12 protein-coding genes are annotated in these 13,156 nt (G+C 53.4%); 1 reads left to right on the top strand and 11 read right to left on the bottom strand.

What is annotated here, in order from left to right; translation table 11 throughout:
• Nucleotides 1-44: 44 nt before the first annotated feature.
• The gene (locus H8B09_RS00725) at nt 45-950 is read left to right on the top strand and encodes a TIGR01777 family oxidoreductase (protein WP_191201579.1); all 906 of its coding nucleotides are present in this window, start codon (nt 45-47) and stop codon (nt 948-950) included.
• A gap of 94 nt (nt 951-1,044) precedes the next feature.
• On the opposite strand, the gene H8B09_RS00720 is transcribed toward H8B09_RS00725, so the two are convergent.
• The 11 genes from H8B09_RS00720 to H8B09_RS00670 form a co-directional block, all read right to left on the bottom strand.
• Nucleotides 1,045-2,763, bottom strand: a complete 1,719-nt coding sequence (locus tag H8B09_RS00720) for a DUF6382 and FHA domain-containing protein (RefSeq protein ID WP_224753186.1) — start codon at nt 2,761-2,763, stop codon at nt 1,045-1,047.
• Nucleotides 2,764-2,864: 101 nt separating this feature from the next.
• Nucleotides 2,865-3,347 carry an A24 family peptidase gene (locus tag H8B09_RS00715; protein ID WP_224753185.1) on the bottom strand — a complete coding sequence of 161 codons (483 nt, stop codon included), beginning with the start codon at nt 3,345-3,347 and terminating at the stop codon, nt 2,865-2,867.
• Between the two features lie 72 nt (nt 3,348-3,419).
• Complete coding sequence (locus H8B09_RS00710) at nt 3,420-4,463, bottom strand: hypothetical protein (protein WP_191201576.1); 1,044 nt, start codon at nt 4,461-4,463, stop codon at nt 3,420-3,422.
• Complete coding sequence (locus tag H8B09_RS00705; protein ID WP_191201575.1) at nt 4,429-6,831, bottom strand: hypothetical protein; 2,403 nt, start codon at nt 6,829-6,831, stop codon at nt 4,429-4,431. Before H8B09_RS00705 ends, H8B09_RS00710 begins: the two co-directional genes overlap by 35 nt.
• Entirely contained in the window at nt 6,758-7,465 is a 708-nt protein-coding gene (locus H8B09_RS00700) for a TadE/TadG family type IV pilus assembly protein (protein ID WP_191201574.1), read from the bottom strand. Before H8B09_RS00700 ends, H8B09_RS00705 begins: the two co-directional genes overlap by 74 nt.
• A 14-nt stretch (nt 7,466-7,479) precedes the next feature.
• Entirely contained in the window at nt 7,480-7,701 is a 222-nt protein-coding gene (locus H8B09_RS00695) for a Flp1 family type IVb pilin (protein WP_224753184.1), read from the bottom strand.
• 61 nt (nt 7,702-7,762) lie between these two features.
• A complete protein-coding gene (locus H8B09_RS00690; protein ID WP_191201573.1) occupies nt 7,763-8,710 on the bottom strand; it encodes a type II secretion system F family protein in 948 nt (315 codons plus the stop codon).
• A 40-nt stretch (nt 8,711-8,750) separates the two neighbouring features.
• Nucleotides 8,751-9,617, bottom strand: coding sequence for a type II secretion system F family protein (locus tag H8B09_RS00685; protein ID WP_318152505.1), 867 nt, complete (start codon nt 9,615-9,617; stop codon nt 8,751-8,753).
• On the bottom strand, nt 9,598-10,872 hold the full coding sequence (locus H8B09_RS00680; protein ID WP_191201572.1) for a TadA family conjugal transfer-associated ATPase: 1,275 nt from the start codon (nt 10,870-10,872) through the stop codon (nt 9,598-9,600). Before H8B09_RS00680 ends, H8B09_RS00685 begins: the two co-directional genes overlap by 20 nt.
• Nucleotides 10,872-12,047 carry a hypothetical protein gene (locus H8B09_RS00675; RefSeq protein ID WP_191201571.1) on the bottom strand — a complete coding sequence of 392 codons (1,176 nt, stop codon included), beginning with the start codon at nt 12,045-12,047 and terminating at the stop codon, nt 10,872-10,874. Before H8B09_RS00675 ends, H8B09_RS00680 begins: the two co-directional genes overlap by 1 nt.
• A gap of 139 nt (nt 12,048-12,186) precedes the next feature.
• Complete coding sequence (locus tag H8B09_RS00670; RefSeq protein WP_191201570.1) at nt 12,187-13,128, bottom strand: aldose epimerase family protein; 942 nt, start codon at nt 13,126-13,128, stop codon at nt 12,187-12,189.
• Nucleotides 13,129-13,156 lie beyond the last annotated feature (28 nt).

Genomic DNA, 13,156 nt, shown 5'->3' with positions numbered 1-13,156 from the left:
AGAATCGAGTAAGATCACCTATCTTGTCGGGAGCGTGTATACGGATGCGAATCGCAGTAACAGGCGGGACCGGCTATATCGGGAACGCACTCGTCGATGCACTCGTTGCCCGGGGCGATGAGGTCGTCATCATTACACGACGCGTCCCGCAGATCGAGAAGCAGCGACCGGATGCCGCTTATGCATCTTGGGAAGAAGCAGCATTGCCTGGGCAGATCGGGCACATTGATGCCATTGTTAATCTAGCAGGCGAATCCATCAACCAGCGGTGGACAGCAGCAAGCAAAGCGCGCATTATCGAATCTCGAGTGCGGGCAGCCGCTGGAACGGCCGCACTCATCGAAGCACAGCATGAGAAGCCTCGTGTTGTCGTACAAGCGTCCGGCATTTCCGTATACGGCTCCTCCGAGACAGGTGTATTCGATGAGACGAGTCTCCCGCAGCCGAGTGCAGACGATTTTCTCGCACAGGTCGTGCTGAAGTGGGAAGAAGCGGCTAAGGCGATCGAGGCGGAGCGTGTGGTCAGGCTTCGAATCGGTGTCGTTATTGATGGCAAAGGCGGCGCATTCCCGCTTATGGCACTGCCGTACAAGCTGTTCGTCGGCGGACGGATTGGCAGCGGACGTCAATGGCTCCCATGGATTCACCTTGAGGATATGGTACGGCTGATCCTATTCAGCCTCGATACCGAAGGGCTATCTGGCACCATTAACGCCTGCGCTCCTGAGGCGGTCACGAATGAGCAATTCGGACGTGCCATCTCTAGAGCCTTCAAGCGTCCCCATTGGTTTCCGATCCCGGCATTCGTGTTCAAGACGGCTCTAGGCGAAATGTCCTCCCTGCTGTTGAAAGGCCAGCACGTTGTGCCGCGCCAGGCTTTGGAGGCAGGGTTCCGTTACCGCTATCCGACCGTAGATGAAGCGATGCAAGCCATTGCACGACAATCCTAATTCGATCCCATGCACAAGCACCGTTGAATGATAGGCCGACTTCACGAGCGCCTATTCATTCAACGGTGCTTTTTCTAAACATATCCCCCCTCCACTACCCTACCTGCCGAACCGTATAGACGGGACCCGCATTTCCGGCAAGCTGAAGCGTGTCGCCATTGTTCAGCTTATAGCTTTTGTACGCGATCATGGGGCTGCCATTAAGCGTCGTCCCATTGCGCGACCCCATATCTTTCACGTTATAACCGTCTCCAGAACGGTCAAACTCAACATGAACACGCGATATGCCGGGATGATCGTCTGCAACGTTTGCTTTCTCTGAGAACCTTCCAATTACAAACGCCGCTGCCTCTGCTTGATCGATTGGCAGTGTATATTGTTCTCGCTTGCCGTTCAGGACTCGTTCGATTTCCCATCTTGTCTGTCCCTTCAACCTATCTGTCATCCTATCGGATTGATCAACTGCACTGCCGCCCATCCACACTGTAACTGCGGCAGCTGTCGATGATGTTACGTTAGATGCGCTGCTCTCAGCTCCTCTTCCGTGCGTCACGACTGGGTACCCATTTGCTGACCGCTTCTCTGCAATCGTGGCAGAATCAACCCGATTCGGCTCCCCGTGTTCATTTCTTCGCTCCAACAGCTGTGAATCCGGCCAATAATGAAGCTCTGATGAAACGCCTTCCCGACCACTTTGAATAGCACCCGATAACTGATCTTTCGGCTGTCCTAATATATCATTGGTCCTTTGACGGCGAAGCAGGAAGAAGAGCACTGCAGCAACACAGAGAGTAGCACCAGATGCTAGCATAAGGCTGCCGGACGAGGGATGATCGGCATATGTATACCGCCATACGAGAGCAGTCGCAATTGCAGAGCCGCCTATCATCAGCCATTTGTTACGAGATTGCTGCTCCGACCCAGCTCCTTGCTCATCATCTGCTTCCAATGTGCTCAACTTTAGTTCATGCGGTTGCTGCGTCCCAAAGACTGTTTGATCATAAGAAGATTCCGATTGCTGCTGAGATATAACAATAGCCTGTTCATCCCCGTAGGAATAATCTCCTGACTGATAGATTTGGTTTGATTCATTGGATAGAACCGACGGTGATTGCTGTTTCGCATCGCCTTTATTAACACTTGATGATGGTACAGCGGCATTCGACGTCTTCCAGTCAATCGGTCTCTCCCTTCGGCTGTTAGTGGAGGAATCGGCTGTTGCTGCCTTTAGATGTTCTTTGCTATCTCCGCCTATCAATTGAAGCAGTGTCCGTATTAAAGATGGACGTACACTGCGGCTGTCGTTGACTTGCCTTAGAATCGATTGCAAACCATCCCCATCCAGTTGTTGAACATGAGCGGCAAGACGCATGATTAGCGGTAAGAACGCCATCAGCTCATCCGCCGCCTGTTCTTTATTGCGAAACGGAACATACAAGAGCGACACATCATCCCAACGTTCCCCTACGAAGATATACATCTCGTCGAGCATGCAGCACTCCGGTCTTAGCAGATAGGATTTGCAGGCGTCGATCGCTTCCGTAATGGCGAGCAGGCACATATAAAATTGCTGCATCGTTATCGCTTGAAGCTGCAGTTGATGGGATAACATTCTTCGGCCCTCGATGCTGTACCGGAACGTTACGCATCCGTCGATCTCAATCCATTCAACGGGCAGCAGAAACGGCACTTGATTGCTGCGCAGCATTTGCAATTCCATCGTATCGAGCTCTTCACGCGTAATTGGCTGTTCGCGGTCAAGAATCAATTCATGCCCTCGATTCATAGCGAAATCCACTCGAAATGGCCCCATTCGTTCCCCTCTTTCCTTTGCTGAATCTATATAAAGCCAATTGCAGCCTCATAGTACGTGTTGCTTCGTGATCAAAAGCGTACCTTACTGAGAATGACCTCTTATAGCATCAACCAGCATGTTAAAGCTGCAGGAGCAACCGCAAGCATGAATGGAAATCGCACAGGTCTTCGTCTCTGCCGCTGACCATCGTGATGCAAGAACGGTTCCCGACTCAGAAGACGAGATGGCCATTCCCAAATCCAGCAAGCGGCCATTAGCAGCAGCCCAATCACTCCCGCGTACAAAATGGAATAGAGCATTACATTTAACACCTGCTGGATGCCGAGCCAAGCCCCCAATGCGCCAAACAGCTTCACATCGCCTGCTCCGATCCCTCTGGCTGCATACATGGCAAGCATCGGTGCAAGCCCAGCGGCTGTACCGATCAGCGCTGCCAACAGTCCTCCTATTCCCGATAAAATTGCTCCATATAAGAGGGCGGTGATGAATGCTGCTGCACACAGCATGTTTGGTATTCGCATGCTTCGGATATCGGTCAGCAATGCACAGCCAATAAGAACTGCTGCTCCACAATAAGCCAATGATTCACCCTCTCTCTATTGCCAGTTATCTATTAGTGCGTGATCAAAAGCGAACTTATTGAACGACCTCTATCATGACTTTATTTTCTCCACTGCTAGTGTTCTACCCGCAGAACTACCACCAGCCGCCGTTACATCCAAACGCCATATCCCCGGTGTCGTATTGCCGGAGACCAGCCATGTCCACTGTAAATAACCATTTGCATCCGACGAAGCGGTTCCCACATTCTTCGCTTGGCTGTACCCGCTCTTATATCGAATGGATAACTTCAATTCGGTATTCGGATTCGTCCGGACGACAACAGTTGCTTTGCGGCCGGGATGAACAGGGTCTGGCTGAACGGATATGATCTGAATCGGTATCGCATCGTTGCTTGCGGTATAGTGCGCCGGTATCGGATCTGGCTGCCATGCACGCTCTACCGCTTTCTCCCGAAGGACAAAGGACTTATTGCTGATCGGAATGCGAATCGGAAATTGGTACTCCGCTACAAGTTCCACGTAAGCATTGTTTCCGCCTGACAATGAGGGGAGCACTGCGTTGTGGAGCGACAACCGCTCCGGTTGAAGCACCGCTTGATCAGCCAATTCGCGAAGCACAGGTGTCAGTAAGGAGCGTCCCGCTGTCGAGATCGCGAAGTCCTCAATCGAATCCCAATCGCCGCGCAGCGCAGCAGAGGACAACTTCCCTATCGGTTCGGGCAGCTTGGAGGCCGCATCGGCGGCAATCTCCCTCCAACCGGACAATTTCTCAGCTGAGGGTGCTGTCTCCGATCCAGCTGATGAACCAGTTGATGAGGAGGAAGAGGTTTGAGACGAACCCTTCTGTTCAAGCGAATCGCTTGCTAATTGTATCGGTTTCCAATGCGTCGCCACTTGCTTGGCAAGCTGAACAGAAGAGGATTGCAGGCCCATCTGTACGGATGTCGTACGAATAAGAAGGACGACCGCAATGACGAACATGAGAAACAACGGAACGATGATCGAAGCCTCCAGCGCAATGCTGCCCGCTTCCCGATCCTGCAGCTGTTTGTCTCTGCATCGATTGTTCTCTCGAGGATATATTCGTAGATAGAGTTGCTCAATATGCAGCGCCAACCAGCTTCGTTGTCTCATATCGATTGCCTACCACCTTTCCTTGCAGCAGCCCAAACCTCCCCAGCACTTTCATCGCACCGGGCAGAAACAACAGCTTCATCGAAACATCCGCCGAAGCCGACACCGCTGCCGGCGTTAGTGAAAGATCAGTCCCTGTATTGGTCTCGATAACGGCAGCGATACGTGATAGCCGTTTGTCGCCCCCGCCATGAAGCAGCATAAACAAACGCAAGTAATCTGAATATCGAATGTCCACCGCAGCAAACTTGGTTAGCTTCGTTGAACCCTTCTCCATCAAATCTTTCATATCCATCGCAGCATTCCGGGCCGCATATAGCAGGGCACCTGAAAGCACCAGCAGCGGATGCCCAAGCGAACGGCACTCTATGAAGCCCTCCGTTAGCCTGATTGCGAACCGCAGTCCGAAAATCTCGGCCATAGCGGCCGCAACATTGGCACCCGGCTTGTCAAAGCCATACAAAATGTATTCCGCTTCTTGATTGCCGAACGCTGTGGCATGTCCAATTGTCTCGCTAACGTTATTGCCTCCTGCGGTCATCTTCAGCTGCGACTGATAGGATTGAAAGCGATGGAACACATATTCACCCGTGTAGAGCGTGTCCCGTGTTCCCGCCAGCATATCAGCCAGCCCGTTGAATAACGCGCCCATCATGGAAACTGAACTCTCACGCTGACCTTCGACATCATCTTCCCATTGTGCAGCAGCCTCTACGGCTTCATCAGCGGCGGTATTAAACAAACGGTTCGCATCATATCGCGCTGCCACTTGCTTATATCGCTCAGTCTCATCCGTTGTCATGTCATCTGTCGTACCGGAAGACATCATTCGTTTGGTGTCATTCATAATGGACTTCGCTTCTGCTTCTTCCCGTTTACGCTGTCTATCTGCCGCATCCGCTGCACGAATGAGCTGCTCACGCTGTGTAATGATAGCTGCCGGAGACAAATACCGCTGCGCAAAAATGTTATACGCCTGCTGGATTCTTGCAGCTTCCGCTGACAGAGCCGAAGCGTCTCCGCCACTCCCAGCGCTTGCCACCTCCGCACTGGCTGCGAACGTATCTGCCGCAGCCGCTACAGCTTTCAAATCCTCCGCTTGCTGTTCAATTTCCTTGCGAAATGAAGTAAACCATCGATCTTCCCATACCAGCTGCTCCGAGGACTTTCTGAGCTGGTGCACTGTTTCTGCATGATCGGATGTCTCACTGTCTGCGGCTTCCGATTGGTCTGAGACGCGATCATAGCCTGCGGCAACTGAACTCTCTGCTTGTGCAACAGCTGTTCGAATATCCCGGTTATGAGCTTCCGCTTGTGCGATCTGATCAATAACCGACTGCGCAAGCCGCGGCAGCTCAGATAGCGCATCCGAAGTGCTCATATGGATGTTGTCAGCCAACGTCCACATGTTGTTCAAATAGGCACTTATTTGATAGCGAAGAGACTGACGCTGCTGCTCCATCGAGGAAATCTCATCTTTGAGTGCCTGCTTCTCTTTAGTAGTTAGGTTCGATCCAGCGGCTAGCCGCACCTCGGCATTGGCAATGGATGAAGATAAGCTGTCCGCCGACTGCTCCCACCCCTCATATGAAGCAAAATTCGATGCAAGCGATGCCGCTTCATCGCCAGTCATGCTACCAGATGCAAGCTGCGCAAGATCACGCATCCGATCCAGTGCCGTCAGTGCGGCTTTCTGACGCTTGTCATACAGCTTCCCGGTTTGCGCAAGCGCTTCGGAGGTGGTAGACGTTTCCTTCATCAGCTTCGACATCGACGTAAATCGCGACCCCATATCGATCATGAAATCAACAGGGGCTTTGATTTTCATTTCCTCCAGAATCTGACGACCCAGTACATCGTATCTTCCCAAATAAGCAGCCGTCTCTACTGTGTAACGGTCAACGCTGGGAATCATCGGCCGATATCCAAGATCGCCGCCGTCATATTCAAGCGTTCCACGCAAGCTCTTCTCAAATATCGTCTCGCCTGGCGTTCCGCCTCTGGCGAACAAACCGTATCGCTCATATAAGGCGGCGTCATAGGCAGATAGTACGGAACGAGCTGCAGTACGCACAGCATGCTCCGTCAATGTATGGAAGGAGGCAATGCGCGCATAATCGATGAGCACCGTGCTAAGCAGCAATATCATTGCTATTACAACAATGAAGAACACCGTAACGGCTCCTTCGCTGCGGCGAAGCAGACGTCTAACGAACATACGGAACGTGTGCTGCCGTCTACGAACCTGTGATCTGCCTGCTTTCCCCTGAGCCAATTCCTCGCTTCCCCCCTGTTCATCGCTTCGGCTGTGGAGACTGCTCCATTGTTTGCGCAAGTACTCTTCCCGCTTCTTTCTTCTTGCTCGCACTGCTTCCACCCTCGCCTGAGCCCAGCTTACTCGTATAATAGCGAACAAGATCGACCGTCCGGATAAACTCAACAGGATCCACAATAATAGAAGAGGCCAACGAAGCCTGCTCGTAATGGTCATCCAATCGGCGGAGTACATTCGATTCCATCGGCGTTCGAAGCGCAGTTTCGACGAATCGGCTTGTCAGTTTCCTGGTATACCGATTCTCGCCGAACAACACTCCTTCTAGATGTTGCGTCGTTCGCATCAGTTTATTTTCCACAAGCGAGTTTGTATGGTTATCGGCCTTATTGCTCCCACTGGAAGATGAGCTGCCGATTGGCACCATCGCGTCGGCATCATCTGACTCCCCTAATCCGAACAAGGACTGTACAAGCTCATCGTCCTTAATCCGCCAATACAGCCCGTCATATTCACCTTCTCCCGCAAGACCCGTACGTATATTGCGATAGCTGTTATCCCACAGGAATGCAGTCTGCTCCGATGTGACGGAAGCGGCGCCGTAGAGCACCGCTTTCTCATAGATGTAGCACACGAACAGAATGACGATGACGATAATCATAAGAAGGATCGGGAAGACGAGTGTCGCCTCCAGCGTAAAACTGCCTGATTCGTTGTGCAGTAGCTTCATGCGCCTCCGCATGATTAGGAGAATACTTTTTGCGTTTCCGTGTCAGCCGATCCCATTAGGCTCTCGATAAGTTCACTGATTTTATCTTTAAAGATCAGTACGACAGTCACAATAACGGCAATTATCAAGATAATCTCGACCGTACCTAAACCTTCCTCCGACTTCATCAGCCGCGCATTCCTTGCATTCCACTTAGCGCCTAGCCTCATTCCCCATTCGACTAACTTACCCGTCATTACAATCAACCCTCTCCATCTTGATTCGTAATTCCAAATTGAGCGACCAGCACTATAAATTCTATAAATTCATCACGAGTACAGCCGGTGTCCCTATTGCAATGAGCAGCAGGAAGAAGATGCCGACCATCGGAAAAAGAAGCTTCGACGAAGCCTCCTCGCCGCGCATGCGCGCAGTCGCTTTGCGCTTCTCCCAGAGCGAGAATGACAATTCGCGAAGCGCCAGCGCGAACTGTTCACCTCCCTTCCGATAATGAAGCAGCATAACGGTCGCAAACATCGATACCTCTTGCACGGCGCACCGTTTACTGAATGCCTCGATCGCATTGGCGAACGAGACACCGTTCTCAAGCGCATGCACCATTCGGAGCCATTCCTCCTGAAGCGGCAGTTCAAGCACCGACGTCTCCCGTTTACGCTGCTGCGACTGCACAAGCCGCGTTTTCATTGCGATAGACTGCGCATCCACACATCTTGCAATGGCGCGCTGAACCGTCTCTCCCGCTCCGACGAGGAGCATCAGCTTGCCGAGCAAATCAGGCAGCGCCATTACAATGTCCTGACGCCTCCGCTCTAATTGAATGGCTGGGGCACGCAGCTTGGACACTGGCAGCAGAATGCCGATCAGCGTCCCGAGCCACAGCATCACATTCTCATGAGCCATCGCTGCGAGGAGCGCAATTCCTGTCCAAGACGCCCAGCCAATACCGATTATGTTGGCTGCGAACTTCTCCGTGTCCGCATACTGCCAGCTGCTGCCCCTGAGCACGACAAGCTTGCCATGAAGGCTAGCTAACGGTAACTGCAACTTTACGAGCAGACCGGTTCGGCGCGCTGCTTCAAGCGGCGCATAGATCAGCCATCGATCCTGCAAAGATAAAGTTGACTTCGCTCCTATCCCCGCGCTTGAAGATCTTCGCTCCGCCTGATCCTTCTTCCAGACCAGCAGTACAGCGATGCACCACAGCAACCCGCTGCCCGCCGCCAACAGCAGTGCCCAATTTATCATAACGACCCACTCTCCGTGTCCTTGATCGCTGCCTGAATGACTACATCCGAATGGTCATGATCTTGTTAATAAAATAGCCGCAGCATGCAAATCCACCAAGCAAGCTTGTAAGCAGCACATATCCCATTGGCCGGTTGTAAAGAGGCATCATATAATCGGCCGCCATAAGATTGAGACCCGCAACAAAAACAAACGGAGCTGCAATAATGATGCGAGATTCAAACTTCTTCTGTGCCATCATGACGGCAATCTCCTGCTGGGTGTCCAGCTTCTCGCCGATTACCTGCGCTGTCCGCCGCATCACTTCAACCAGATCGCCGCCTGTTCGCTTGCATGTCGAGAACACATCCACGAACTGTGTCAAATCTTCCAGCTTCGCGCGCTCCGCGAACTGCCGCAGACCATTCTCGAGCGAGTCGCCGTTCATCATCCGATGCCGGATCACGGCAAATTCACGAACGATATCCGCTGAGCCGCCAGGATAAAGCATCTGTAGATCGGCTTCTGCTGCAACGAATGCATTCTCAACGGAACGCCCCGCCGCAAGCGAGGAAGTTACGCTGTACAGGGCTTCCTTAAACTGCAGCTGCAGACGACCACGCCGCTTCGCAAGCAGACTCGCCCGATAATACCGAGGCAGTACGACACCGATAGTCGCCAGAACGACGGCTGCTCCAAATGACTGATAGAACTCATAGAACAACACGAATGCGAAGCTCATTCCTACCCCCATCGTGCCAGCAAATTGCCGAGGCGAAAGTCTGTATACCGTATAGTCGGTCATCCTCTGATCATCTCGCGACGTTGGAAAATGCCACCCCAGCCACTCCGCCATGCTGTATAAAGACATCTTCTGTCCTTTGGTGCGCCCTTCTTTCTGCTGCTGCTTAACCATGATGGATGCCACTGGACTCTTCCGCACCCCCTTGAACGCTGCTGCCAGGCAATGGCCCCATGCCGGACATTCGCCACTTATGATCGCGCTGCAGCGTTCTTCCCGTCGGCTCTAAACCGCCGATAATGATCCCATCACGCTCGCCTCGCTCCACAAACTGATAGAGCGGCGAGAGCTCGACTTCGCCGTCCTTCATGCCAACCACCTCACAAATCTCCGTCATTCGGCGCGTTCGATCCCGAAGCCGTGCTAGATGGACGATGATATCGATGCCTGAAGCGATCTGCTGGCGGATGACAGGCAGCGGCAGCGCCGCTGCGCTTAGGGCCATCGTCTCCAGCCGTGAGACCATATCTCGGGCGCTGTTGGCATGCCCTGTCGACATCGACCCGTCATGTCCGGTGTTCATCGCCTGCAGCATATCGAGCGCTTCAGCTCCCCGTACCTCGCCGACTATAATCCGATTCGGCCGCATACGCAGCGATGCCCGAATAAGCTCGCGAATCGAGATTTCGCCTTTGCCTTCAGTCGTTGCATTGCGCGTTTCGAGCGGGACAAGATTCGGAATGGTGCGAATTTGCAACTCTGCGGAATCCTCGATCGTAACGACACGCTCATCCGACGGGATGAATCGGGACATCGCATTGAGCAGCGTCGTCTTGCCGGACCCCGTCCCGCCGCTGACGAACACATTGTATTTGGCAGTGACCAATTGCTGCAGCAATACAGCAGCTTCAGCGGGTAATGCGCCTAACCGAATGAGCGATTCAATGTCCAAAGGCTGATTCGGGAACTTCCGAATCGTCAGGGATGGTCCGCACAATGCGACAGGCGGAAGCACGACATTCACACGTGACCCGTCCTTCAAGCGAGCGTCTACGATCGGATTCGACTCATTGACGGTCCGATTGACGCTGGCGACAATCGCTTGAATCATATCGTGAAGCCGCTCCTCGCTCTCGAACGCTGTCGGCCAGCGAGTAAGTCGCCCTTTCCGTTCGACGAAAATATGCTGGTGACCGTTGATCATAATCTCCGTCACTTCCGGATCGTCAACGAGCGGCTGCAGCACATCGAGTCCGCGGAAGGAGTGAAATACGCGCCGCACGAGTGCAGCTTTATCCGAAGCCGTCACCTGCTTGCCGGCGCACCACTCGAATACCACTTGCTCCGAAGCTTGACGAAGCCGTTCGTCAGAGATCGAGCCATTCATATCGATTCGTTGCCTTACAGCCTCCTTCAATGCAAGCACCAGCTGTTCCGTCATCACATCACGTGCTCCTTCGCGCCAAGACCAACTGCCGCAAGCACACGTTCCGACGCACCACGCAGACGCGATGATGGCAGCAAGCGTCCGCCGTCACGCATGCGCCATGTCTCGATGAACGGGAGTTCAATGACAGCAGCATGCGCACGTGTACCACGGTTTCTCTCCGTTTGACCAAGCGGCTGATTCGCTCCCTCAGCCGTCCTCTCCCCTCGGCGAACGGTAATCATATGCTGCTCAACCTGCCGAAACGGTTCACCCCGCTTGCTTCGCGCATAGGAGAGAAACCGCTCCTTCTTGCGATTAGCAGCCAGCGAGTTCTCTTCCAAATAGATCAGTTGGCTGCAGCGTTCGAATACAGCCATATGAAGCTCACTCGCCATGCCATCCAAGTCGATTACAACGAGCTCATAAAGCCCGCTTCGTGCGATCGTTTCAATCATCTGGAGAGCGGTTGCAGCGGTAAGCGATATCCGATCCTCCGGATTACGGCAAGGTTCAAAGTAGTCGAAACGTAATAATGCATCCGTACGGCAGAAGCCGGGCAATCGAGAAGCCGCCTGCTCTGGGTCGCTTTGCAGCGTATATAGAAGCTGTGCGAAACCATCCATCCCGCCATCGGACTCCCCATGTCCACCACCAAGCCATAGATCCGTTCCGTTCCAAACCTCTAAGTTCAAATAAAAGGTGCGGCAGCCCGTCAATGCCGCCTGATGCGCCAAATGAATCGACAGCGTCGTCTTGCCGACTCCGCCAGACGCCGAGCAAACAACCGCAACGCTGGCGCCTTCGCCAGGATCAGCAAGCCGTCTTGGCATGGACTGCTCAGCATAGATGGCATGCAGCGCATGAAACAATTGCGGCAGCGGCTGCAGCCGCTTCACCGCCCTTGTTTCGGGCTGGACAGACTCGCCGGGACCCTCGCACAGCGCGGCCGCGGGAATAGCCGGCCATTCGCCGGAAGCCGCAAGCTCCGCGCGCATTGCCCCGTCCGCCGCAACCATATCGGCGGGGAAGCCGCTGCGCAAATAATGGCGGAGCGCTGCGCTGTTCGTGAACGCGGTCAGCTGCCATCTCTCCGCCAGCGGCGGCGAATCTCTTACGAACTGTGCGACGCGATGCACATACTCTACATCCGTTGATGCGAATACGAGTTGAATCGGTTGCTCGAACATGACTGCTCCTTCCTTCGCAACGCACAAAAAAGCACCGCCAGATGACGCCGGCTAAGGCGTTATCTGACGGTGCTTCCGTCACGTTCAATAATGAAATATTTGCCAATAATTTATCATACCCGCCAAATGCTCGTCAACCCTATTTATTAAGATGCCCTGGCTCCATCTCTCCCGGTTGAAGCTTCATCGACCATTCATATGCGTCTCCAGGAGCAATGAATGGCGCGCTCCCGTTCTCCACTGCACGAGCCAGCGAATCATAATAACCGATCGAAGGCTCCGGCGTAATGACATTGCGATCATTAAACATCCCCTCATCGATCCACACGCCGAAGTATGGAACCTGCTGCGGATCCACCTCGAGACGCAGCCAGTTCCCACTGCCTAGAGCGAGCAGCCTGCACCAGCCCTCCTCCCGCTTAGAAGGAGCGTAATACTTATGTCCGTCTCCACTTACAGCAGCGCTAATCAACGACAGTTCATCCCATCGATATCGCTCGCCCGTCTGATGATGAAGCTCTCCGAACACACATAAGGCATCCTCCGTAGATGTCGGAAGCTCAAGCTGCGTCGGCTCTTCAACAGCGAATTGCGGATGCGGCACCCATAGGAACGGCATTGACTGTTCCCCAAGATTGACTACGCGGTAATCCATCCGTACGATACCCTCATCTGCAAACGAAATCGTCCGCGACAGCTCATATGGCAGCGCAGCGCCGTTTACCGAGCAGCATACGGAGTCCGCTCCCAGCGAAGCCTCCCAAGACAAAGACCACACTTCTCCGTGATCGGGCAGCGATACAACCACCGCATCCTCCAGCTCAATCGAGCATGCATCAATCGTCGGAAAGCACTCATCCCAACCGCTCATATCCAATTGCCCGAAGGACAAACCATCCGCCTGCTTGAGCTTGAGCTCGCGCTCGCCGGCATCAAGCAGCCACTCCTTGCCTGTAGGCTTATAGGACAATGACACAATCTTGGCGCCTAATTGCGGAATGAGTTCCACTCGAACAAGCTCAGACTCTAGCACCACAGACGACCATCCTTGATACGTAGAAGCCACTATTCGTACATTCATATGTTCCCCACCTTTCAGCAGCACAATA

This window comes from Paenibacillus terricola, assembly GCF_014779765.1.
In the GTDB taxonomy this organism is placed as follows: domain Bacteria; phylum Bacillota; class Bacilli; order Paenibacillales; family Paenibacillaceae; genus Paenibacillus_T; species Paenibacillus_T terricola.
The sequence above is the reverse complement of the archived record's forward strand: the minus strand, read 5'-3'. Positions and strand labels throughout refer to the sequence as shown.